Here is a 22,724-nt window from a genome sequence, read left to right as displayed (position 1 = left end):
GACAAGGGAGAGGGAATCATGAACAAGCGCACCATCTGGACCGTCACCGGCGGACTCGGCATCATCGCGATCGGCGGCACCGTCGCCATCGCAGACGGGGGCAGGGGCGACGACCCCGTCGTGGGTCCTGCGGTCGAGCTCGACCGCGGCACGACCTCCGGCGGAGCCGTCGTCAACGTCAGCTCGACGTTGAGCCCGTCCACCGCGGTGACCGCTGCCAGCACGCCCAGTCCGACCACGCCACCGAGCGTGGCATCCACGGTCTCGCCGCAGTCGCCAGCATCGCCGACGTCGCCGGCATCACCGGTGACGCCTCAGTCGCCGGTGAGCCCACAGAGCCCAGCGTCCGCGCAGTCGCCGGTGAGTGCTCCGTCACCGGTGAGCGCCAAGAGCCCCGTCAGCGCTCAGTCGCCCGTGAGCCCGCAGAGCCCCGTCAGCCCTGCCAGCCCGCGTTCCGCCGCATCGGCCGGGTCCGCAGGCTCCGCGCCCTCCGCTGGTTCCTCTGACTGACCGCCATCGACGTCGTGGCCGTTCCGCTTGAGGGCGGGGCGGCCACAAGGGTCTGACGAGCCGTCGTGCCTCGATGATGAGAGGACTCTCACCTCGGTCTCCTCAGGGCCTCACCAAGCGGGAGGAGAGTGGTTCTCAGTCCCCCGACACACATCGAGACAGAGGATGGAACAGGAAGATGAACAGGCGCACCATGTGGACCGTGACGGGCGCACTCGGCATCATCGCGATCGGCGGCACCGTGGCGCTCGCCGACACCGGCGCCTCCACGAACCGCAACACCGGACCGGGGGTCGAGCTGGACCGGGCGACCACGCCCGCCGCGACGCAGGACGCGATCGTGAAGGTGAGCTCGACCTTCACCCCGTCGACCGTGGTCACCGCAGTCACGCCCGTCAGCGCGAAGACCGTGGTCTCCGTTCGGACCGTGCGGTCGGTGCAGTCGGCAGCGGCCCCCGCGAAGTCGGCGACGGAGAACGCGACGCCCCGGGAGTCCACCGAGTCCAAGGCGGCGACCCCGGCGAAGACCTCGAAGCCCACGACCCCGGTCTATTCGGCGCAGTCGCCGGTGACGCCCAAGTCCCCGGTGACGCCCAAGTCCCCGGTGACGCCCAAGTCCCCGGTGACGCCCAAGTCCCCGGTCAGCCCCAAGACTCCGGCCAGCGCCAAGACGCCCGCTTCTGCACCCTCAGCGCGGTCTGCGGACTGACACCCCTCAAGGCCCGGCATGCGGCCGTTCCGTCCCAGGGATGGAGCGGCCGCTGATGCTCGTGGCGAGTCCTGGCTCACGGAGTGCGCTTCTCATGTGAGTCTCCTCGTTCTCTCATCGAGCGCACCGAGGATGGAATCACCAGGCAACGTGAGTGGGAGGAGTGCGACATGGAACGCCAGGGATGGTGGACCGTGACGGGAGCGCTCGGCATCGTCGGGATCGGTGCGGCGGTGGCATTCTCCACCGTAGGCGAGGCGCGTGCGGACCTCGGTCCGGGAATCGAGATCGATTCCGACCTTGAGGGCGTGGTGGGCGAACCCGCCTCCATCCAGTTGAGTCCTGGCGTCGCGGTCGTGACTCCCGTCACGGCTGTCAGCGTCGTGAGCACCGTCACCGCGGTGAGCGCACCCGCGGTCTCGAGCGCCGACTCCGCGGTGCAGCCGCGCGTCAGCGTGGTCTCGCCGCTGACTCCGGCGTCTGCCGCATCCGCGCCGTCGGCACCAAGCACGCAACGCGCGCCCGCAGCAAGCGCGCCATCGGTCGCGTCCGCACCCGCGCCGGCATCACCGGCCAGCCCGGCCACTCCCGCGAGCCCATTGAGCCCCGCGACCCCCGCTAGTGCGGCGAGCGCCGCGAGCGCCCCATCAAGCGCGTCGGCTGACTGACCACGCCGGCTCTCGGGCCGGCCTACGCGTCGTTCCCTGACGCCTCCGGCACCAGTCGGTAGCCGACTCCTCGCACTGTCTGGATCCGGGCCGCGCCGATCTTCGCGCGCAAGTAGCGCACATAGACGTCGACCACGTTGGAGCCGGGGTCGAAGTCGTAGCCCCACACCTGGGAGAGGAGCTGTTCCCGCGTGAGTGCCTGACGGGGGTGGCGCATGAGCGTCTCTGCGAGCGCGAACTCTCGTGCCGACAGATCGACCTCCTTGCCGTCGACGAGCATGCGGTGCCCGTGCAGGTCGAGGGACAACGGCCCGATCTCGATGACCGTCGACGTGCCCGCCTCGTCGGTCCGGAGGCGCAGCCGGACGCGTGCGAGCAGCTCATCGAAGCCGAACGGCTTCGCCATGTAGTCGTCGGCACCGCCCTCGAGCCCCGCCACGGTGTCGTCCAGCGAGCGGCGGGCGGTCAGGATGATGACCGGCACGGTGACGCCCGATCCGCGCAGGCGCTCGAGCAGCTGCATCCCGTCCTCGTCCGGCAGTCCCAGGTCAAGGATCACCAGATCGGGCTCGGCGACGATCGCCGCGTCGAATCCCTCCCTCGCGGTGCCCGCGGTGAGCGTCGCGTACCCGGCCGCCTCGAGTCCCTTCGACACGAAGGACGCGATGCGCTCCTCGTCCTCGATGATCAGGATCTGGGTCACTGGTCCTCCTGCGGGGTCGGTGTGCGGTCGCCATCGAAGGCGTCGGCGGCGGGGACGTCGATGGTGAAGGTCGAGCCCTCGCCGACGGTCGAGTCGACGGAGACGTCGCCTTCGTGTGCGTGCGCGATGCTCCGCACGATGGTGAGTCCCAGGCCTGAGCCGTGCGGCGAGCGGTCGCCGGCGCGCTGAAACCGCTCGAAGATCCTGGCGCGGTCCGGCTCCGGCACTCCAGGGCCCTCATCGGTGACCCACAGGAGCGCCCGCCCATGCTCGATGCTCGACCCGATCGCGATGCGCGAACCGTCGTCGGAGAACTTGACGGCGTTGGCGAGCAGCTGCAGCCACGCCTGAGTGAGCCGCTCGCGGTCGCCTTCGATCGTCCCCTCGGCGCGTGACTCGACATGCCACGTGCGGGGGCCGAGCGCCACGGCCTTGTCGAACACCTCGTCGGTCAGGTCGCCGAGGTCGAGCTGCTCGGCACGGACGAAGTCGGGCCGCTCGGCCGCTGCCAGGGTCGACAGGTCGGCGACCACGCGGTTCATGCGGGCCACCTCGTCGAGCACGAGCGCTCGTACCTCGCGCGCATCGGCAGGGTCGTCGACATCCATGACCTCCAGATGGCCGCGCACGATCGTGAGCGGGGTGCGCAGCTCATGGCTGACATCACCGACCAGTCGCGACTGGGAGTCGAAGGCAGCCTCGATGCGGTCGAGCATCTCGTTGACCGACTCGGTCATGCGGGCGAGGTCGTCGCTGCCCGCAACCGGGATGCGTTCGCTGAGGTCCTCGCGGCCGATGCGCCGGGCGGTGTCCGCGAGCACCCTGACCGGGCGCAGCAGGCGTCCGGATACGGCCCATCCCACGAGCGCGACGACGAGGAGCGCCGCTGCGCCGACGCCCGCATAGATGATGAATACCTCATTGAACTCCTCGAGCTCGGCGTCGAGGTCGTAGGCCAGCACGAGCGCCGCGACGGAGTCGAAGCTGGGCGAGGCGTCGTCGGGCCCCTCGGCCAAGGAGCCGTCCGGTGCCGTGCGGACGGGGACGGTCGCGACTCGATAGGTGGTCCGATCCGTGGTGATCGTCACCAGCTCCGACTCGTCAGCCGTCACGTAGGGCTCGAGCCGCGCGATGAGCTGCGGATCATCCTCGAGCGCGAGCTCCGCGCCGCGCGACGTGTAGCGGATCTCGCCGCCCACGAATCCGAGCACGCCCTCGTTCCGTGCAGGGATGATGCGCTCCATCGCCGTGCGCACGAGGTCCTCCGGGGACGTGAACGGCTGTCCCGTGTCCGGATCAATGCCGACGGTCGCAAGCACCCTGAACTCCTCGGCGGAGGCGCGCAGGTCGTCATCGACGCGATCGGCGACGCGCAGGGTCTGCAGCTGCGCCGCGACCCATCCGGAGACCACGAGAGCGAGACCGGTGAGGACGATGACGGCGGTGAGAATCGCTGTGCGCACCTGAGGAGAGTGCGGCCGACGGCGCCGTCGCTCCTGCTTGTCGGGCGCCTCGGTCATGGGATCAGTGTTCCATCGGGCATGGCGCCGGGGGATGAGACTTCTCTCATCGGCGGGGAGACCGTGGTCACGCGGAAGGCCAGGAAGGCGCTACTATGGACACCGCTCAGGGCGATTGGCGTAGTGGTAGCGCGCTTCCTTCACACGGAAGAGGTCACTGGTTCGATCCCAGTATCGCCCACCCGAGCGAGAAGGCCCCCGGACCATCGGTCCCGGGGCCTTCTCCGTTCCCGACGCGGGGTGGCCCGCTAATGTCGGGATTCATGAGCCCCGGATCCTCGCCAGTGGCCATCGCGCGCCGGGCGATCGAAGCTCCCCGTCAGGTCGCGGCCTTCGCGCGCTTGAGTCCCATCGCGCGCGCGGTGATCCGCGAGCGCCTCACGTACCTCTCGCCGGTCAAGCTGCGCCGTCTCGAGCAGGCGCTTCAGGAGGTGCAAGGCGCGCGGGTGCCTGGCGCGATCGCCGAGTTCGGCGTGGCGCTCGGGGGCGTGACGGTCGCGCTCGCCGTGGGCGCGCCCGACAGACGGCTGCACGGCTTCGACGTGTTCGGCCTCATTCCGGCTCCGGCGCCGACGACGGTGAGCAGGCCAGGGAGCGCTTCGCGATCATCGAGAGCGGGCGCAGCCGCGGCATTCGGGGTGACCAGTATTACGGGTACAGGAACGATCTGCTGGAAGCCGTTCAAGGCGCGCTGGCCGACCACGGGGTGGACCCCCGCGATGGCCAGGTCTCCCTTCACCGCGGCCTGTTCGACGAGACCTGGCCGATGGTCGCTGACGGCGTGGGGCCGCTCGCGCTCGTGCACATCGACTGCGACTGGCACGACCCTGTCGCGTACTGCCTCGAAGCGGTGGCGCCGCTCGTGAGCCCGGGCGGCGTGATCGTGGTCGACGACTACCTCACGTACGAAGGCGCACGCACGGCCACGGACGCCTTCATGGCCGCGCATCCGGAGTTCGAGCGGCGCCACCTGGACGAGAACCTGTCACTGCGTCGTACCAGGTAACAGCTCGTCGCCCTGTGCTCAGGAGCCTCCGAGCGCGAGGCAGAACCCCAGCACGGTCGCGACGCCGGCGAGGTCCTTGGCGCGCTCGTAGGCGAACGGGATCAGCGAGTCCGTGAGCATCGCGAGCAGGCCGCCGGCGGCGATGGCCGCCATCCAGGCGCCGGTCGCCGCGCCGGTCCACTCGGTCACGAGGTAGCCGATCCCGGCCGCGGCGCCGCAGGCGAGAACCACCAGGCTCCACAGGCGAGCGAGGCGCCCTGCCGACCACCCTGACGCCGCGAGGTCGGCCGATGGCGCGATCGCCTGAGGGATGTTGGAGACCCATACGGCGGCGACGAACGCAGCCCCGAGGGGGTTGCCGGTGGCGATCTGGATGCCGAGGATGACGGACTCGGGGACGCCGTCGACGACGGATCCCACCACGATGCCCATCGCCTCGCCGTCACCGCGCTTGGCGAAGCGGCGCGACACCAGCCGGTCGCCCAGGAGGAAGATCGCGACGCCAGCGGCCATGCCGAGCGTGAGCTCCCACGTGCCGAGCGTGTCCGCCTCCGGGATGAGGTCGAAGGCCACGGCGGCCACGAGCGCTCCTGCGCCGAAGCCTGCAGCAAGGCCGACGAATCTCCGCGAGAAGCTCACCCAGCACACGATCACGCCGGCGAGCAGCAACGACGACTGCACCAGAACGCCTACCCCGACAGCCTCCAGGAACCCGCCCATCTCATCGCCCCCTTGGCGCTCGAACCCCGGCGTGACGCGCGACCTGCGCGAGGCGCTCCCGCGCAGCGGGCCACCGCAGCGACTCGCCACGCCTGATCACATCGTGGCAACACCTCAGCGCCTCCGCCACTCGAGCGTGCCTGCCTCGAGAGCTGCGCATCCCGCGAACCGTGACACCGGCGACGTGCCAGTGGCCTTGCCGGCGCATCGGCGCTCTACGTGGTGTGATGTCCCCATGGGAGGCGAGCACGCTGCGGCAACGATGCTGACGGGCGCTGAGGCCGAGGGGATCCTCACGGCGGCGCTGGCGACCACGCACACGCAGCTCGACAGCTGGTCGCTCGACGCCGTCAACGCGCGCCCGGGAGCGGAGACGTCGGCAGGCTACGACGTGGTCGCTGACGGAGAGCGGATCTACCTGGTCGCCAGCACCGTGCGGTTGACCGACGAGCAGCGGGCCGCCTGCAAGGCCGTGCGGCTGTCGTCCGAGGTGGGCGAGGTGTACGTCTGGCGTCACCCGGCTGACCCGTATCTGCCCGGCCTCGCGGCTGCGTCGGTGCCCGACGAGCTCGCTCCCCGTCTGGCGGAGGCCACGGGCCGCGACATCTCCATCGACTCGCTGGACATGCTGGTGCTGCGGCCCATGCGGCGGGCCGTCCTGCGCGCGCAGACCACCTCAGAGGACGGCAGGCGCACCTGGTACGTCAAGGTGGTCAGGCCCGACCGCGCCGAGGCGATGCTGAGGAGGCACCGACTCGTGGAGCTCGCTCCGCTCGCCGTGGACGCCGGCGACGGGATCGTGGTCGTTCAGGAGGCGGACGGCGTGCCGATGACTCGTGCGCTGCACCGGCCCGACGGCTCCGACGCGGCCACCATCGATCCCTCGATGCTGATCGAGGCGATGGACAACCTTCCGCACGACGCCGTCGCGCTCACGGCGCGGCCCGCCGTCGCGGACCGTGCGGCGGAGTACGCGGCCATGGCGATCGATGAGGGTCTCGACGCCACGCGCGTCACCGCGCTGTGCTCGCAGATCGAGGCGGTGCTCGCGAGCGTGCCTTCCTCGCTGCCGGTTCCCACTCATGGCGACCTCCATCCCGCGAACGTGTACCTCGACAGCGCGAGCGACCCGACCAAGGTGGTGGCGCTGATCGACCTCGACACCCTCGGCCCCGGCCGGGCGATCGACGACTGCGCCTGCATGGTTGCTCACCTACTGGTCCTTCCCGAGCTCGACGCGACCGGGTACACGCATGTCCCGCGCGAGGCCGCACGCATCTATGCGGCGTTCGCGCAGCGCCACGACGAGCGCGAGCTGCGCGCGCGAGTCGCGGCCAACGTGCTCTCGCTCGCCGCCGGCACAGACGACCCCGCGCACGGGCGCGCGTGGCTCGACGTGGCCGAGGCGGTGTGCGAGCGCCGCCTGCTCGCCTGATTCACGCGTCGCCGCGTCTCAGCCACCGCTGCCCGCGCCCCGCGCCTCTCGACTTCTCCGCCCGTGCATCGGCTCCCGGCAGCTCGACGGGACGAGCGGCCGTCGTCCCCACTCGCACGCTCGGCGCTGCCCACGGGGAAGCGTCGGCAGCCGTGCGCCGTTGTCCCGACCGACAGCACCGACGAGAGGAGAGCCGCCATGCCCGATCCCTACGTTCCCGAGGACCCCGAGCACGCACTGCCCGACGACCCCGTCGACGACGGCGCGGCCGACGAGGATGCCGTGCAGGAGGATGACGACCATGTCGTTCCCGAGGGAGTGGACCCCGAGGTTCCGATAGCGACCAGCTGGGTGGAGGACGAGGCCACGGAGCGAGCCGACCAGGACGAGCAGCGGGAGGCCGACGGGTTCAGGTGACGCCGCACCACGTGCACGGTCGGTAGCATCGTCGGGTGACATGCGCGCGCCCCGCGCGCCCCACGCGCTACGCAAGGAGACCACCGGTGCCCAGCATCAACCTGACCGTCGACGGAGACCAGCGACAGGTCGAGTCGACGACGACGGGCACCGAGCTCTACCGCGAGCGCCGCGAGGTGCTGGTGATGCGCGTGGACGGCGCGCTGTGGGATCTCGACCGGGTCCTGCCCGACGGAGCGACCGTCGAGGCCGTGACCGCGCAGGAGCCGGACGGGCTCATGGTGCTGCGTCACTCGACCGCGCACGTGCTCGCGCAGGCCGTGCAGCAGCTGAACCCCGACGCCAGGCTGGGCGTGGGACCGCCCATCGAGAACGGCTTCTACTACGACTTCGACGTCGCGGAGCCCTTCACACCGGACGACCTCAAGCAGCTCGAGAAGACGATGCAGCGCATCGTGAAGGAGGGTCAGGCCTTCCAGCGCCGCGAGGTCACTCGCGAGGAGGCGCTGGCCGAGCTGGGCCACGAGCCGTACAAGTGCGAGCTGCTGAGTCAGGACGCGGCGGGCGCCGAGGGTGCGTCCGTCGAGATCGGCGACGGCGACATCACCATCTACGACAACGTGCGCCGCGGGGGCGAGGTCGCCTGGAAGGACCTGTGCCGCGGGCCCCACGTGCCGACCACGCGAGTGATCGCCAACGGCTGGTCGCTCATGCGGTCCGCCGCGGCGTACTGGAAGGGCTCGGAGAAGAACCCCCAGCTCCAGCGCGTGTACGGCACGGCGTGGGCCTCGAAGGAGGACCTGGTCGACTACAAGGAGCGGCTGGCCGAGGCCGAGCGCCGCGACCACCGCAAGCTGGGATCCGAGCTCGACCTGTTCTCCTTCCCCGACGAGATCGGCTCAGGACTCGCGGTGTTCCACCCCAAGGGCGGCATCATCCGCATGGAGATGGAGGAGTACTCGCGCCGCCGCCACGTCGAGGAGGGCTACGAGTTCGTCTACACCCCCCACGCGACTAAGGGTCAGCTGTTCGAGGTCTCCGGGCACCTCGACTGGTACCGCGACGGCATGTATCCGCCCATGCATCTCGACGAGGAGCGCGACGCTGAGGGCAACGTCACCAAGCAGGGCCAGGACTACTACCTCAAGCCCATGAACTGCCCGATGCACAACCTGGTGTTCGACTCGCGTGGGCGGTCCTACCGGGAGCTGCCGCTGCGGCTGTTCGAGTTCGGGACGGTGTACCGCTACGAGAAGTCCGGCGTGGTGCACGGCATGACCCGCGCGCGCGGTTTCACGCAGGACGACGCGCACATCTACTGCACTCGCGAGCAGATGAAGGACGAGCTCACCCGGACGCTCGAGTTCGTGCTCGGACTGCTGAAGGACTACGGCCTCGAGGACTTCTACCTTGAGCTGTCGACCCGCAACCCCGACAAGTCGGTGGGCTCGGACGAGATCTGGGAGGAGGCGACCGAGACGCTGCGCGAGGTCGCCGAGGCGTCGGGGCTCGAGCTCGTGCCCGATCCGGGCGGGGCCGCCTTCTACGGGCCCAAGATCTCGGTGCAGACGCGCGACGCGATCGGTCGCACCTGGCAGATGTCGACCATCCAGCTCGACTTCAATCTGCCCGAGCGCTTCGAGCTCGAGTACACCGCATCCGACGGCTCGCGCCAACGGCCGGTGATGATCCACCGCGCGCTGTTCGGCTCGATCGAGCGGTTCTTCGCCATCCTCACGGAGCACTACGCGGGGGCCTTCCCGGTGTGGCTCGCGCCGGTGCAGGTGCGCGCGATCCCCGTCGCGGAGGCGTTCGACGGCTACCTCGAGGACGTCGCCGCGCGCCTCAGGCAGCACGGCATCCGCGTCGAGGTCGACACCTCGGACGAGCGCTTCCCCAAGAAGATCCGCACCGCCTCGAAGGAGAAGATCCCGTTCGTGCTGATCGCCGGCGGCGAGGACGCGGAGGCGGGCGCCGTGTCCTTCCGCTTCCGCGACGGATCCCAGGACAATGCCGTGCCGGTCGATGCGGCGGTCGCGCGTATCGTCGAGGCGGTGCGGAGCAAGGCGCAGGTGTGATGCCGGAGACCTTCGACAGCGGCCCGATGGGCGGCGCGCCCGACGGCTTCGAGCGCCTGTGGACGCCCCACCGGATGGCGTACATCGAGCAGGGCAAGAGCCGCTCGACGTATGAGGGCACGCACGACTGCCCGCTGTGCGCCAAGCTCGACATGCCCGACCGCGACGCGCTCGTCGTGCACCGCGGCGAGGCCTGCTACGTGGTGCTCAACCTCTACCCCTACAACCCGGGGCACCTGATGGTGTGCCCGTACCGGCACATCGGCTGGTACACGGACGCGACGGACGTCGAGCGCGACGAGATGGGCGTGCTCACCCAGCACGCCATGCGGGTGCTGTCGAGCGTGTCCGGCACGCAGGGCTTCAACGTCGGGATGAACCAGGGTGCGATCGGCGGGGCGGGCATCTCCGAGCACCTGCACCAGCACGTGGTGCCGCGGTGGATGGGGGACTCGAACTTCATGCCGATCATCGGCCGCACGAAGGCGCTGCCCGAGCTGCTCGACGACACATGGGCGAAGCTCGCGCGCGCATGGGATGAGGTGGGCTGATGCTCGGCTGGCTGCGTCCGTTCATGGGCAGGCTGTGGGCGGCGCCGGCGAAGGGCCTCCTGCGCCTGGGCGTCCACCCCAACGCCGTGACGATCGTCGGGACCATCGGCGTGGTGCTGGGCGCATGCATCTTCTTCCCGCAGGGCGGCATCATGCTGTTCTGGGGCGTCATGGTGATCACGTTCTTCGTCGTCACCGACATGCTCGACGGCACCATGGCGCGACTGTCGGGGAAGACCTCCCGCCTGGGCGCGTACCTCGACTCCACGTTGGACCGGGTCGCGGACGCGGCGATCTTCGGCGCGCTCGTGTGGACCTTCCGCGAGGACTCGCCGAGCACGTCTCTCGCCGCGCTGCTGTGCCTCGCCTTCGGCTCGTTCGTGCCTTACGCGAGGGCCAAGGCCGAGTCGCTCGGCATCGACGCCAAGGGCGGCATCGCCGAGCGCTCCGACCGGCTGGTGATCGGGCTGACCGCAACGGGCCTCGTGGGGCTCGGCCTGCCCCTGTGGGTGCTGACCGTGGTGCTCTACCTGCTCGCGGCGGCCGCGGCCTTCACCGCGGTGCAGCGCACGCTCGTCGTGGTGCGCGAGAACCGCAAGGACTTCGACCTGACCACCGACCACCATCGCGACGCCGAGGACTTCGAGCACCACCCTGAGTCGCGACCGGGCACCGCGGAGATCCCCGTCGTGGGCGGGGCCGATGCGCGGGCCGGCTCAGACGCTCAGGTCCGGGCTGGAGGCGAGGCCGCCGGTACCCCGGCGGATCGGGCAGATGAGGACGATGCGGCGGCGCGATGAACGCTCTGCTCACCGCCTGGCGTGCATCGCGCATGCTTCCCGTCGGCACCGTGCGCGCGCTCGCATCCGCCGGCGCCTCGATCGCGTGGCGACGGCGGGGCAGGGCTGTGGTGCGGCTCGAGGACAACCTGCACCGCGTCACCGGGCTCGAGGGGCAGGAGCTGCGCGATCTCACCAAGCGATCCCTCCAGTCCGTGTCTCGCTACTACGCCGAGGCGCTCACGCTTGACCGGTTCACCGCCGATCAGGTGGGCGCGAGGGTGCGCATGGAGGGCTACGAGCCGGTGCGGGAGCTGCTCGAGACGAGCCGCACTGGCGTGGTGGCCGTGCTGTCCCACAGCGGCAACTGGGACCTCGTGGGAGCGTATGCGTCGCCGCGGATCATCCCTGTGACCGCCGTTGCGGAGGTGCTCGAGCCACGCGAGATGTACGAGCAGTTCGTCGCGATGCGCGAGGGCGTCGGGATCCGCGTCCTCGGCCACGAGGGCGGCTCGACGTTCAGGGAGCTGATCCGCATCGCCAAGCGCGAGCGAGCTCTCATCTGCCTGCTGTCCGACCGCGACCTGTCCGGCTCGGGCGTCGAGGTGGAGATGTGGGGCCATCGAGTCAAGGTCGCGCCCGGTCCTGCTGCTCTCGCCCTCGCCGCCGACGCGCCCCTCGTGCCCGTCCACACCTATTACGAGCGGCTCAGCGGAGCGCGCAGGCGCGCGGCCGGCTCGCCGTGGGGCGTCGTGCTGCACTTCGGCGAGGCGATCGATCCCGGCGCCGCGGGCGACGATCGCGACGAGCGGGTCCTGCGCCTGAGCCAGGCGTGGGCAACGTGGATGGCGGAGCAGATCTCAGGCCATCCCGAGGACTGGCACATGCTGCAGCGCTTCGGCTGGGCGGAGGAGCAGGCGAGGACCCCCTCGGGTGACACCTCATGAGGGTCGGCATCGTCTGTCCCTACTCCCTCGACCGGCCGGGCGGGGTCCAGCTCCACGTCATGGACCTGGCGGAGGCCCTGCAATCACGCGGCCACGAGGTGTCGGTGCTCGCCCCGGCGGCGCCCGGGACCGAGGTGCCGGCCTACGTCACCACGGCCGGGCGCTCGATCCCCGTGCGCTACAACGGTTCGATCGCGCGCATCAAGTTCGGCTTCGTCGCGGCCATGCGGGTGCGCGCGTGGCTGCGCGACGGCCACTTCGACGTGGTCCATCTGCACGAGCCGGGGACCATGTCACTGTCGGTGATCGCGATGTGGGCGCGCCTGGGCCCCACCGTGGCGACCTTCCACACGTCGAACGAGCACTCGCGGATCATGCGCAACGCGAAGCCCTTCATCAAGCCCGGCTATGAGGAGCTCGACGCGCGTATCGCCGTCTCGCCCTCGGCCGACCGAACCATCAAGCAGCACCTGCGGGTGGCGGCCACCCACATCATCCCCAACGGCGTGGACACGACAGCATTCGTCGACGCCGAGCCCGTGGGGGAGTGGCGCGGCACCAAGCACGCGCCGACCATCGGGATCCTGGGCCGCATGGACGAGCCGCGCAAGGGGCTCGACGAGTTCCTGGGCGCGATCCCGTACGTCAGGCGCCGCCACCCGCGGGCCCGGTTCCTGGTGGCGGGCCGCTTCTCGGACCGGGTCGCGGCGAAGGCGGCCCGCGCAGGCGCCGAGGTGGTGGGGGAGCTCGACGAGGGCATGAAGGCCCGCTTCATGAGCTCCGTCGACGTGTACTGCGCCCCCAACCTGGGCGGCGAGAGCTTCGGGATCGTGCTCGTCGAGGCGATGGCCTCTGGCGCCGCGGTGGTCGCGAGCGGTCTCACGGCCTTCCGCGACGTCGCGACCGACTCCGACGGCGAGATGTGCGTCGCGCTGCACACCGTGGGGGACTCCGTGGAGCTCGCGGCTCGCGTGAACGCCCTGATCGACGATCCTCGAGCCCGGCGCGACCTTGCGGCCCGCGGCCAGCGCCGCGCTGGCACCTTCGACTGGCGCCAGGTCGCCCCGCGCATCGAGGAGACCTATCGAGACGCGATTAGACTGGACGCAGAGTTCCACCCCCACCCGACGAAGGACACCCACGCATGAGCGACACCACCGAGAGCACCACCCCGAAGGTCGGCACCGACCTGGTCAAGCGCGGCATGGCCGAGATGCTCAAGGGTGGCGTGATCATGGACGTGGTCACGCCTGAGCAGGCGAAGATCGCGGAGGATGCGGGCGCGGTCGCCGTCATGGCGCTCGAGCGCGTCCCGGCGGACATCCGCGCTCAGGGAGGCGTCGCCCGCATGTCGGACCCCGACCTGGTGTCCGGCATCATCGATGCCGTCTCGATCCCTGTGATGGCGAAGGCGCGCATCGGCCACTTCGTCGAGGCGCAGGTCCTCCAGTCTCTGGGCGTCGACTACATCGACGAGTCCGAGGTGCTGACGCCCGCCGACTACACCCACCACATCGACAAGTGGAGCTTCACCGTGCCCTTCGTGTGCGGGGCGACCAACCTGGGCGAGGCCCTGCGCCGCATCTCCGAGGGAGCGGCCATGATCCGCTCGAAGGGCGAGGCCGGTACCGGCGACGTGTCGAACGCGACCACCCACATGCGCACGCTCCGCACCGAGATCGCGCGCCTCACCTCGCTGCCCAAGGACGAGCTGTACGTCGCCGCCAAGGAGCTGCAGGCGCCGCTGCCCCTGGTGCAGGAGGTCGCCGAGACCGGCAAGCTGCCCGTCGTGACCTTCACGGCCGGGGGAATCGCGACCCCGGCAGACGCCGCGATGATGATGCAGCTGGGCGCCGAGGGCGTGTTCGTCGGCTCCGGCATCTTCAAGTCGGGCGACCCGGCGTCGCGAGCCAAGGCGATCGTCAAGGCGACGACGTTCTACGACGACCCGAGCGTCATCGCCGAGGTCTCTCGTGGCCTCGGCGAGGCCATGGTCGGCATCAACGTCGACGACGTCCCTGAGCCGCACCGTCTCGCCGAGCGTGGCTGGTAGTCCGACCCCCGATCCGGTGAGGGCCGATGCGCAGGGCACCGGCGCGTCCGCCGTCACGCCGACCGCGGTCCAGCGTGAGGGCGCGCGCGTGCTCGTGATCGACGGCGAGGGGCGCATGCTGCTGCTGCGCGGCCACGACCCGCACCAGGCCGAGCGCTCGTGGTGGTTCACCCCTGGCGGCGGCGTCGAGGCAGGGGAGAGCCCGCGGGACGCCGCGGCTCGAGAGCTCGAGGAGGAGACCGGGCTGGTGTGCGCGCCCGGCGACCTGATCGGGCCGGTGTGGGAGCGGACGGCGCTGTTCGACTTCATGAGCCGCCCGTACGTCCAGCACGAGGTGCTGTTCGTGCTGCAGATCGACCGTGCGGAGCGCCGGCAGGAGCTTCGATGGACGACGACCGAGGAGGAGACCATCGACGAGGTGGCGTGGCTCACGCAGCCTGAGCTGGCCGCCGCGGAGATCGAGGTGTTCCCCGCGGAGCTGCGGGGGCCGTGGGAGCCGCTGCTGCGGTGGGACGGAGTGACGATCGACCTGGGAGAGGTGAACGAGTGACCACGGTGGGAGTGCTGGCGCTGCAGGGCGACGTGCGGGAGCATGCGGCCGCGGTGACCCGGCTGGGCGCGACGGCGACCCTGGTGCGCCGACCGCGCGAGCTCGACGAGGTCGACGCGATCATCCTGCCGGGTGGGGAGTCGACCACCATCGACAAGCTGTTGCGGGCCTTCGACCTGCGCCAGCCGCTCATCGACCGCGTCGAGTCCGGGTTGCCGGTGCTCGGCTCGTGCGCCGGCATGATCCTGCTCGCCACCGACCTGATCGACGGGATCGAGGGGCAGCAGACGCTCGGGGCCATCCCCATGACGGTGCGGCGCAATGCCTTCGGTCGCCAGGTGGACTCGGCCGAGGCGTCGCTCACCTGGCTGCCGGACGGGTCGCCCATGAGCGCGACCTTCATCCGCGCGCCGTGGGTCGAGTCGTATGGCGAAGGCGTGGAGGTGCTCGCCACCGCGGTCGACGCTGACGGCGCCACTCACGCGGTGGCCGTCCAGTTCGGATCCCGCCTCGCGACGGCCTTCCATCCCGAGATCTCCGACGAGCCGCGCGTGCACCAGCGGCTGCTCGACCTCATTTGAGAGCGGTGACGGCGACCTCGCCCGCGCTGCGGCCCTCGAGCGCCGCGAGTCGAGGCCCGTCTCTGGGCACCTATCAAGCGCCAGGCCTTGAATGTGGGCGTTCAAGGCTCTAGCCTTGCTCTATGTTCGTCCTCACCGCCGATCAGCGCGACAGCACGGGCACGGGCGAGCGCGTCGATGAGCTCGTCGAGGCGCTCGCGCCGTGGAGCGCGCGCTGGTCGACGGCCATCGCGCTGCCGCTCGAGCGCACGGTGGGCGACGAGGTCCAGGTGCTGCTCACCGAGGCCGACGCGGCCGTCGACCTCGCGCTGCGCCTCATGCGCGAGGGCGACTGGTCCGTCGGGCTGGGAGCCGGCGACGTGCAGCTTCCGCTGAGGTCGACGTCCCGCGCGAGCTTCGGTCCCGTCTTCCTCCACGCCCGCGATGCCGTCGAGAGGGCTCGAGGCAGGACCGAGCCGGTGCCGCTGGTGGTGGCGGGCGCCGATGCGGCAGCGGCCGGCGAGGCCACGGCGCTGCTGCAGCTGCTCGGCGCCGTGGTCCGCCGCCGCTCCGAGGCCGGCTGGCAGGTCGCCGACGCACTGGTGACGGGAGCATCGCGGCGCGCCACCGCCGAGGCGCTGGGGATCTCGCCTCAGGCGGTGAGCCAGCGAGCCTCGGTCGCGATGCTGGACGAGGAGAAGGCGGCGCGCCCGCTCGCCGCGCGGCTCCTGACGGCCGCTCAAGGAGGCCGGCCGGCACAGCACGCCCCCTCTCTGGCCGTCCCCACGCAGCCCGCCCCCGCGCGGTCCGTCTACGAGGGGAACCGACTCTCGTGACCGCCGCCGTCGTCGTGCTCGGGGGCGCCGCGAGCCTGGCGCTGTCCGCCGCGCTCGGCGCCCCGCTGGTCGCGTGGGTGCTGCGCAGGATCGAGCCCGCCGCCCCCACCCCGGGGCTGCTCAGGGGCGGCATGTGGGTGGGCGTGCTCGAGCGCCTGATCGTGACCGGCAGCGTGCTGCTGGGGATGCCCGAGGGCGTCGCCGTGGTGGTCGCGATCAAGGGACTCGGTCGCTATCCCGAGCTGAGGGACACGGATCCTGCGGCCCGGTCGGAGGCGTCCGAGCGCTTCATCATCGGCACGCTGGCGAGCCTGCTGTGGGCGGGTGCGCTGGGCGCGCTGGGACGCTGGGCGATCGTTCTGGCGATCGCATGACGCGGGCGCAGAGGCCCACGGCGCGCTGAGTAGACTGGTCGGCAGTCTCAGTCGTCTGTCGAAGAGGGAGCACACGTGTCCGGTCACTCCAAGTGGGCCACCACCAAGCATAAGAAGGCGGTCATCGACGCCAAGCGCGGCAAGCTCTTCGCGAAGCTGATCAAGAACATCGAGGTGGCCGCGCGCACGGGCGGCGGTGACCCCGCCGGCAACCCGACGCTCTTCGACGCGATCCAGAAGGCCAAGAAGTCCTCGGTCCCGAACGACAACATCGACCGCGCCGTCAAGCGCGGCTCGGGCGAGGACGCCGGCGGCGCGCAGTACGAGACCATCATGTACGAGGGCTACGGCCCCAACGGCGTGGCGATGCTGATCGAGTGCCTCACCGACAACCGCAACCGTGCGGCGATGGAGGTGCGCACCGCGCTGACCCGCAACAACGGCACTCTCGCTGACCCTGGCTCGGTCGCGTACCTGTTCTCCCGCAAGGGACAGGTGGTGGTGTCGAAGGAGTCCGGCGCGACCGAGGACGACCTCATGGAGGCAACCCTCGAGGCTGGCGCGGAGGAGATCGAGGACGCGGGCGAGGTGTTCGAGATCACCTCGGAGGCCACCGACGTGGTCGCCGTGCGCACGGCGCTGCAGGACGCCGGGATCGACTACGACTCGGCCGAGGCGGCGTGGGTCCCCTCCATGAGAGTTGACCTCGACGTCGACGGCGCGCGCAAGATGCTGCGCCTGATCGACGCCCTCGAGGACTGCGACGACGTGCAGAACGTGTTCGCCAACATGGACGCGTCGGACGAGGTGCTCGAGGCCGCCTCGGCCGAGTGACAGGACGGCCCGCATGCGCATCCTGGGCGTCGACCCCGGCCTGACGCGGTGCGGGCTCGGCGTCATCGATGCCGCGGGCGCGCGCAGGGCGACCCTCGTGCACGTGGAGGCGGCCACATCGGCGGCGACCGACCCGACTCCGGCGCGCATCGCTCGGCTGGCCGATGCGCTCGAGCGCGTCCTCGACGCCCACCGCCCCGAGTGCGTCGCCTTGGAGCGCGTGTTCGCCCAGCACAACGTGCGCACGGTCATGGGCACGGCGCAGATCTCTGGCGTGGTGATGCTCGCCGCCGAGCGCCGGGGCCTGCCGGTCGCGCTCTACACTCCCTCCGAGGTGAAGGCCGCTGTCACGGGCGACGGACGGGCGGCGAAGGCGCAGGTGGGGTTCATGGTCGCGCGCATCCTCGGTGTGGCCGAGCCGCCGCGCCCGGCCGACGCCGCGGACGCCCTCGCCATCGCCATCGCCCATGCCTGGCGCGGGGGAGCGGCGCCCGTGGGCTCGGGCGCCAGCACCTCGGCGCAGCGGCGCTGGGCCGAGGCCGAGCGTGCGGCGCGCCGCCGCGGGTGACGGTCGGCTCCGCTCCCCACAGCACGCGTGTCGGCGCTCCCGCGCGGACTCGCATCCCTTACGGTGTTCGTACACATGTTCGAAGGACCTGAGGTCCTGGAGGGAGCCGATCGTGATCGCACAGCTGACCGGCACGGTGCTGTCGGTGCGCGGCACGTCGACCGTCGTCGAGGTCGGAGGCGTGGGGATGCTCGTCCAGTCGACGCCTGGCACCCTCGCCGAGCTGCGGGTGCGCCAGGATGTGCGGCTGCACACCACGCTCGTGGTTCGCGAGGAGTCGCTCACGCTGTTCGGCTTCCTGGCCGAGTCCGAGCGCGACGCCTTCGAGGCGCTGCAGTCGGTGCAGGGCGTGGGCCCGCGGCTCGCGCTGGCGATGCTGTCCGTGCACTCGCCGGACGCGCTCTCGCGCGCCGTCGCCGACGGCGACCGCAAGGCGCTCGAGAAGGTGCCGGGAATCGGTGCCAAGGTCGCCGCGCGGCTCCTGCTCGAGCTGGGCGGCACGCTGTCGTTGCCCGAGACCGGCGCGCCGGCCGGCATGGCCGATGCGCGTGCCCAGGTGGAGGAGGCGCTCGTGGGCCTCGGCTGGAACGCCAAGGCGGCGGCGGGAGCGGTCGCGGCGGTCGCGCCCGAGCCCATCGCCGACAAGGACGTGCCCGTCACCCTGAAGGCGGCGCTGCAATCGATGGGAGGCACCCGTGCCTGACTCGCCTGCGCACGGCAGCGACATCGACCACGAGGCGCTCGACCAGCGCCTGGTCGACGCGGATGCGGATGCGATCGAGCGGTCGGCCGAGGCCGCGCTGAGGCCCGCCTCGCTGCAGGAGTTCGTGGGACAGCGCGTGGTGCGCGAGCAGCTCGATCTGGTGCTCAAGGCGGCCGCCGGTCGCGGCGCGGTGGCCGACCACGTCCTGCTGTCCGGCCCGCCGGGGCTCGGCAAGACCACCCTCGCGATGATCGTGGCCGCCGAGATGGGCGCGACGCTGCGCGTCACCTCGGGCCCCGCGATCCAGCACGCGGGAGACCTGGCCGCCATCCTCAGCTCGCTCGACGAGGGCGACGTGCTCTTCCTCGACGAGATCCATCGGCTCGCCCGCCCAGCGGAGGAGATGCTGTACCTCGCGATGGAGGACTTCCGCGTCGATGTCGTGGTCGGCAAGGGGCCGGGCGCGACGTCGATCCCGCTCACGCTGCCGCCGTTCACCGTCGTCGGCGCGACCACCCGCGCTGGCCTGCTGCCCGCGCCGCTGCGCGATCGCTTTGGCTTCACGGCGCATCTCGACTTCTACGAGACGGACGAGCTGCGTGCCATCATCGAGCGCTCCGCGAGCAAGCTCGGTCTGACGGTCGCTGGCGACGCGGCCGCGGAGATCGCCGGCCGCTCCCGAGGCACGCCGCGCATCGCGAACCGGCTGCTGCGCCGCGTCAGGGACTGGGCGCAGGTGCACGGCGACGGACGCGGCGACCTGCGCGCCGCGCAGGCCGCACTCGAGGTGTACGAGGTCGACGAGCGCGGACTCGACCGGCTGGACCGGGCCGTGCTCGGAGCGCTGTGCTCGCGGTTCGGCGGGGGGCCTGTCGGGCTCTCGACGCTCGCCGTGTCCGTGGGCGAGGAGCAGGAGACCGTGGAGACGGTCGCCGAGCCGTTCCTCGTGCGTGAGGGCCTCATGAGCCGCAGCCCGCGAGGCCGGATCGCCACGGTCGACGGGTGGCTTCATCTGGGGCTCACACCGCCGGCGGACGCGGATGCGGTCACGGCGACGCGACGCCTGTTCGACTGACGCGGTTCGACCTCAGCGGCAATGCGCCCTAGAATCACGTGGGCTCGGTCGAGCACCAAGAACAGCTAAGGGATTTCTGTGTCGAAAGTCACCAAGGGCGCACGCACGTCGCTCATCTGGCTCGCTGCCATCCTCGTCGCGCTCTACGCCCTGTTGGCCGTCGGCGTGCTCACCGGAAAGACAAGCTGGACGCCTGGTCTGGCGCTCGACCTCGCCGGCGGGCGGCAGATCATCCTGACGCCGGTGCTCGACGAGGGAGCGACGCAGGAGATCGACGAGTCGGATCTCGACCAGGCCGTCTCCGTCATCCGCCAGCGCGTCGACGCGTCCGGCGTGGCCGAGGCGGAGATCGCGACGCAGGGCAACAACATCGTCGTCTCGCTCCCTGGCAATCCCTCCCAGTCGACGGTCGACCTCGTGGCCCAGGCCGCACAGCTCCAGTTCCGTCCCGTGCTGCTCGTCGGCGACCCGTCGCCGACCACCACCGACGAGACGGTGACCGAGCCGGGCGCGAGCCCCACCCCGTCGCCGTCCGCGTCCCCCTCAGCCAGCGCTTCGGCCGCGGCCACGCCCGAGCCGACGCCCAGCGCCTCCGAGGTCGCGCACGTCGTGGGCGAGGCGGATGCCGAGCCGAGCGCGAGCCCCAGCCCCGTCCTTCTGGACGCCGGCGTTCCCGAGGCCACGGCGACGCCCGAGCCTGCCGCCTCCGACGTGCCCGCTGAGACGCCCGAGGACAACTCCTCGTTCGCGTGGCTCACGCCCCAGGTCATGGCCGACTACGAGGCGCTCGACTGCCTCGCCCCCGAGAACTACGGCGGTCGCTCGATGGGCGACCCCGACGCCGGCTACGTCGCATGCTCCTCGAGCGACCTGGCGAAGCTCGCGATGGGCCCGGTGGAGATCACCGGCGACGACCTCGAGACCGCGTCGAGCGGACCGGAGATGAGCCAGACCGGGTCCTTCACCGGAGGCTACGAGGTGCGCCTGCAGTTCAACAGCGAGGGCGCAGCGAAGTTCTCCGAGGTGACGAGCCGCCTGGTCGACCTCGAGGAGCCGCGCAGCCAGTTCGCGATCGTCCTCGACGGCGTGGTCATCTCGCACCCCGTCGTGCAGTCGCGCATCACCAACGGCGAGGCATCCATCTCCGGCAGCTTCACGCAGGAGCAGGCGGAGCAGCTCGCGAACCAGCTGAAGTTCGGCGCCCTCCCGCTCAGCCTCGAGGTGCAGTCCAACCAGCAGATCTCGTCCACCCTGGGAGAGGACCAGCTCGAGAAGGGCCTGATCGCCGGCGCGATCGGCCTTATCCTCGTCGCGCTGTACTCGCTCGTGCAGTACCGCGCGCTGGGCTTCGTGACGATCGCGTCCCTGCTGATCGCCGGTGGCCTCACGTTCGCCATCATCTCGCTGCTGTCCTGGGGACTGGGCTACCGCCTGTCGCTCGCCGGCATTGCGGGCCTGATCGTCGCGATCGGCATCACCGCGGACTCGTTCATCGTGTACTTCGAGCGCATCAGGGACGAGCTGCGCGAGGGACGGTCGCTCAAGTCGGCCGTCGACCACGCATGGAAGCGTGCGCGCCGGACGATCCTCATCTCCGATGCGGTCTCCCTGCTCGCGGCCGTCACCCTGTACGTGCTCGCCGTCGGCGGCGTGCGCGGATTCGCGTTCACGTTGGGTCTCACCACCGTGATCGACGTGGTGGTCGTGATGCTCTTCACGCACCCGGTCATGGTGCTGCTGGCCCGCACCCGGTTCTTCGGCGAGGGACACAAGTGGTCGGGCCTCGACCCGCGCCAGCTGGGCCGTGAGGCGATCTACAAGGGCCGCGGTCGCGTCCGCACCGGCGCTCCCGCGCGCAGCGGCGCCGCGACGGGCGGCGACGATGGCCTGACGCTCGCGGAGCGCAAGGCCGCGCAGCGACGTGCGGCCGCGGGTGCGCCCAGCGCGACTGACGTGTCCGCCGTCAATGAGGCCGCCGAGCCGGAAGGCGCCGATGCGGTCGACGCCCCGGCCAACGAGACGAAGGGCGGCGCATGATGGCCGGCAACCTCGGCACCTGGGGCAACAAGCTCCACTCCGGTGAGAAGACCTACCCGATCGTCGCCCAGCGTCGCCGCTGGTTCACGATCTCGGGCGTGCTCATGGCGATCTCGGTCGCGCTGCTCCTGTTCAAGGGCCTGACGCTGGGAATCGACTTCACGGGCGGCACGCAGTACGTGGTGCCGGACGTGGCCAACCCGGACGCAGCGCCGGCGGAGGAGGCCGTCGCCGAGATCGATCCCGGCCAGGAGCCGCGCATCTCGGTGCTGGGTGAGGACGACATCCGCGTTCAGCTGGGCGTGCTCGACCAGGACGACCAGATCGCCCTGACGTCCGCTCTCGCCGAGGCGTACGACGTGCCCGAGGACACCATCAGCTTCGACCAGATCGGCCCGACGTGGGGCGCCTCGGTCGGCCAGGCGGCGCTGCAGGGCCTGGTGATCTTCCTGCTGCTGGTGTTCGGCGTCATCGCGCTGTACTTCCGCGCGTGGCGCATGGCAGCCGCGGCGATCGTCGCACTGCTGCATGACCTCCTCTTCACGGCCGGCATCTACGCGCTGTCGGGATTCGAGGTGACGCCGGCGACGGTGATCGGCTTCCTCACCATCCTGGGCTACTCGCTCTACGACACCGTCGTGGTGTTCGATAAGGTGCGCGAGAACACCGCGAACCTGCAGTCGCAGCACCGCTACACCTATGCCGAGCTGGCCAATCTCGCGATCAACCAGACCCTGGTGCGCTCCATCAACACCTCCGTGGTCGCGCTGCTGCCGGTCGCCTCGATCCTGTTCATCGGGTCGTTCGTGCTCGGTGCTGGCACCCTCAAGGACATCGCTCTCGCCCTCTTCGTCGGCATGGCCGTGGGAACGTTCTCCTCGGTGTTCGTGGCGACTCCCCTCGAGGTGACGCTGCGCGGATCGGAGAAGGCGATCCAGGAGCACACGGCCAAGGTGCTGGCGCTGCGCGAGTCCGGTGAGGCGGACGTCGTGACGCGTCAGGACGGCTCCGTGCGGGTGGGGGCGCTGCAGCCGGGCGGGCACCTGGGCGTGGGCGCGCAGCCCAAGCGCAAGGGACGTGGCTGAGCGCCA

The 22,724-nt window shown here is 70.8% G+C and carries 25 protein-coding genes, 1 tRNA gene and 1 pseudogene; 24 read left to right on the top strand and 3 right to left on the bottom strand.

Translation table 11 applies throughout. The features are described from left to right. Positions 1 to 18 precede the first annotated feature (18 nt). The 3 genes from B7K22_RS00300 (at position 19) to B7K22_RS11755 (ending at position 1,887) form a co-directional block, all read left to right on the top strand. On the top strand, positions 19 to 510 hold the full coding sequence (locus B7K22_RS00300) for a hypothetical protein (protein WP_084037829.1): 492 nt from the start codon (positions 19 to 21) through the stop codon (positions 508 to 510). Positions 511 to 688: 178 nt separating this feature from the next. After that, entirely contained in the window at positions 689 to 1,219 is a 531-nt protein-coding gene (locus tag B7K22_RS11760) for a hypothetical protein (protein ID WP_144276176.1), read from the top strand. Positions 1,220 to 1,389: 170 nt separating this feature from the next. Continuing rightward, positions 1,390 to 1,887, top strand: a complete 498-nt coding sequence (locus tag B7K22_RS11755; RefSeq protein ID WP_144276175.1) for a hypothetical protein — start codon at positions 1,390 to 1,392, stop codon at positions 1,885 to 1,887. A gap of 22 nt (positions 1,888 to 1,909) precedes the next feature. Here B7K22_RS11755 and B7K22_RS00280 read toward each other — a convergent pair whose 3' ends face one another. Together B7K22_RS00280 and B7K22_RS00275 are read right to left on the bottom strand one after the other, a co-directional pair. Next, on the bottom strand, positions 1,910 to 2,590 hold the full coding sequence (locus B7K22_RS00280; protein ID WP_084037825.1) for a response regulator transcription factor: 681 nt from the start codon (positions 2,588 to 2,590) through the stop codon (positions 1,910 to 1,912). Continuing rightward, a complete protein-coding gene (locus B7K22_RS00275; protein WP_084037824.1) occupies positions 2,587 to 4,110 on the bottom strand; it encodes a HAMP domain-containing sensor histidine kinase in 1,524 nt (507 codons plus the stop codon). The genes B7K22_RS00280 and B7K22_RS00275 overlap by 4 nt, the downstream gene beginning before the upstream one ends. Positions 4,111 to 4,219: 109 nt before the next feature. Here B7K22_RS00275 and B7K22_RS00270 point away from each other — a divergent pair. The 3 genes and pseudogenes from B7K22_RS00270 to B7K22_RS12385 all read left to right on the top strand — a co-directional run bounded on the left by B7K22_RS00270 (position 4,220) and on the right by B7K22_RS12385 (position 5,116). Next, positions 4,220 to 4,291, top strand: a tRNA-Val gene (locus B7K22_RS00270). A 70-nt stretch (positions 4,292 to 4,361) separates the two neighbouring features. Beyond that, positions 4,362 to 4,679 (top strand): annotated as a pseudogene (locus tag B7K22_RS12445) (TylF/MycF/NovP-related O-methyltransferase); the annotation flags it as partial. Positions 4,680 to 4,714: 35 nt separating this feature from the next. Further along, positions 4,715 to 5,116, top strand: coding sequence for a TylF/MycF/NovP-related O-methyltransferase (locus B7K22_RS12385; protein ID WP_144276173.1), 402 nt, complete (start codon positions 4,715 to 4,717; stop codon positions 5,114 to 5,116). 18 nt (positions 5,117 to 5,134) lie between these two features. Here the strand turns inward: B7K22_RS12385 and B7K22_RS00260 are convergent, their stop codons facing one another. Then, positions 5,135 to 5,797, bottom strand: a complete 663-nt coding sequence (locus B7K22_RS00260) for a ZIP family metal transporter (RefSeq protein WP_234983240.1) — start codon at positions 5,795 to 5,797, stop codon at positions 5,135 to 5,137. Positions 5,798 to 6,071: 274 nt separating this feature from the next. On the opposite strand from B7K22_RS00260, the gene B7K22_RS00255 reads away from it, so the two are divergent. The 18 genes from B7K22_RS00255 (at position 6,072) to secF (ending at position 22,718) form a co-directional block, all read left to right on the top strand. After that, entirely contained in the window at positions 6,072 to 7,271 is a 1,200-nt protein-coding gene (locus B7K22_RS00255; protein WP_084037821.1) for a phosphotransferase, read from the top strand. 198 nt (positions 7,272 to 7,469) lie between these two features. Beyond that, a complete protein-coding gene (locus tag B7K22_RS00250; RefSeq protein ID WP_084037820.1) occupies positions 7,470 to 7,688 on the top strand; it encodes a hypothetical protein in 219 nt (72 codons plus the stop codon). An 86-nt stretch (positions 7,689 to 7,774) separates the two neighbouring features. Then, complete coding sequence (thrS, locus tag B7K22_RS00245; RefSeq protein ID WP_084037819.1) at positions 7,775 to 9,766, top strand: threonine--tRNA ligase; 1,992 nt, start codon at positions 7,775 to 7,777, stop codon at positions 9,764 to 9,766. Continuing rightward, on the top strand, positions 9,766 to 10,317 hold the full coding sequence (locus B7K22_RS00240; protein ID WP_084037818.1) for an HIT domain-containing protein: 552 nt from the start codon (positions 9,766 to 9,768) through the stop codon (positions 10,315 to 10,317). The genes thrS and B7K22_RS00240 overlap by 1 nt, the downstream gene beginning before the upstream one ends. Next, complete coding sequence (gene pgsA / locus B7K22_RS00235) at positions 10,317 to 11,117, top strand: phosphatidylinositol phosphate synthase (protein ID WP_084037817.1); 801 nt, start codon at positions 10,317 to 10,319, stop codon at positions 11,115 to 11,117. The genes B7K22_RS00240 and pgsA overlap by 1 nt, the downstream gene beginning before the upstream one ends. Continuing rightward, positions 11,114 to 12,043 carry a phosphatidylinositol mannoside acyltransferase gene (locus B7K22_RS00230; protein WP_084037816.1) on the top strand — a complete coding sequence of 310 codons (930 nt, stop codon included), beginning with the start codon at positions 11,114 to 11,116 and terminating at the stop codon, positions 12,041 to 12,043. Before pgsA ends, B7K22_RS00230 begins: the two co-directional genes overlap by 4 nt. Next, the gene (locus B7K22_RS00225) at positions 12,040 to 13,191 is read left to right on the top strand and encodes a glycosyltransferase family 4 protein (RefSeq protein WP_084037815.1); all 1,152 of its coding nucleotides are present in this window, start codon (positions 12,040 to 12,042) and stop codon (positions 13,189 to 13,191) included. The genes B7K22_RS00230 and B7K22_RS00225 overlap by 4 nt, the downstream gene beginning before the upstream one ends. Then, positions 13,188 to 14,096 carry a pyridoxal 5'-phosphate synthase lyase subunit PdxS gene (gene pdxS / locus B7K22_RS00220; RefSeq protein ID WP_084037814.1) on the top strand — a complete coding sequence of 303 codons (909 nt, stop codon included), beginning with the start codon at positions 13,188 to 13,190 and terminating at the stop codon, positions 14,094 to 14,096. Before B7K22_RS00225 ends, pdxS begins: the two co-directional genes overlap by 4 nt. Then, complete coding sequence (locus tag B7K22_RS00215; protein ID WP_144276172.1) at positions 14,086 to 14,646, top strand: NUDIX hydrolase; 561 nt, start codon at positions 14,086 to 14,088, stop codon at positions 14,644 to 14,646. Before pdxS ends, B7K22_RS00215 begins: the two co-directional genes overlap by 11 nt. Continuing rightward, on the top strand, positions 14,643 to 15,227 hold the full coding sequence (gene pdxT, locus B7K22_RS00210; protein ID WP_084037812.1) for a pyridoxal 5'-phosphate synthase glutaminase subunit PdxT: 585 nt from the start codon (positions 14,643 to 14,645) through the stop codon (positions 15,225 to 15,227). The genes B7K22_RS00215 and pdxT overlap by 4 nt, the downstream gene beginning before the upstream one ends. A gap of 122 nt (positions 15,228 to 15,349) precedes the next feature. Beyond that, positions 15,350 to 16,042, top strand: a complete 693-nt coding sequence (locus tag B7K22_RS00205) for a hypothetical protein (protein WP_200807337.1) — start codon at positions 15,350 to 15,352, stop codon at positions 16,040 to 16,042. Then, a complete protein-coding gene (locus tag B7K22_RS00200; protein ID WP_084037811.1) occupies positions 16,039 to 16,416 on the top strand; it encodes a hypothetical protein in 378 nt (125 codons plus the stop codon). Before B7K22_RS00205 ends, B7K22_RS00200 begins: the two co-directional genes overlap by 4 nt. Positions 16,417 to 16,491: 75 nt before the next feature. Next, positions 16,492 to 17,250 carry a YebC/PmpR family DNA-binding transcriptional regulator gene (locus tag B7K22_RS00195; RefSeq protein ID WP_084037810.1) on the top strand — a complete coding sequence of 253 codons (759 nt, stop codon included), beginning with the start codon at positions 16,492 to 16,494 and terminating at the stop codon, positions 17,248 to 17,250. A 13-nt stretch (positions 17,251 to 17,263) separates the two neighbouring features. Further along, the gene (ruvC, locus tag B7K22_RS00190; protein ID WP_084037809.1) at positions 17,264 to 17,818 is read left to right on the top strand and encodes a crossover junction endodeoxyribonuclease RuvC; all 555 of its coding nucleotides are present in this window, start codon (positions 17,264 to 17,266) and stop codon (positions 17,816 to 17,818) included. Positions 17,819 to 17,930: 112 nt separating this feature from the next. Further along, positions 17,931 to 18,521 carry a Holliday junction branch migration protein RuvA gene (ruvA, locus tag B7K22_RS00185; protein ID WP_084037808.1) on the top strand — a complete coding sequence of 197 codons (591 nt, stop codon included), beginning with the start codon at positions 17,931 to 17,933 and terminating at the stop codon, positions 18,519 to 18,521. Then, positions 18,514 to 19,596 (top strand): Holliday junction branch migration DNA helicase RuvB, encoded by a 1,083-nt coding sequence (gene ruvB, locus B7K22_RS00180; protein ID WP_084037807.1) that lies wholly within the window; start codon positions 18,514 to 18,516, stop codon positions 19,594 to 19,596. The genes ruvA and ruvB overlap by 8 nt, the downstream gene beginning before the upstream one ends. A 78-nt stretch (positions 19,597 to 19,674) precedes the next feature. Beyond that, entirely contained in the window at positions 19,675 to 21,633 is a 1,959-nt protein-coding gene (gene secD / locus B7K22_RS00175) for a protein translocase subunit SecD (RefSeq protein WP_159448698.1), read from the top strand. Next, positions 21,630 to 22,718, top strand: a complete 1,089-nt coding sequence (gene secF, locus B7K22_RS00170; RefSeq protein WP_371327635.1) for a protein translocase subunit SecF — start codon at positions 21,630 to 21,632, stop codon at positions 22,716 to 22,718. Before secD ends, secF begins: the two co-directional genes overlap by 4 nt. The last annotated feature ends 6 nt before the right edge of the window (positions 22,719 to 22,724 follow it).

This window comes from Demequina sp. NBRC 110053, assembly GCF_002090095.1.
Classification (GTDB): domain Bacteria; phylum Actinomycetota; class Actinomycetes; order Actinomycetales; family Demequinaceae; genus Demequina.
This window is presented reverse-complemented; position numbering and strand designations above follow the sequence as displayed.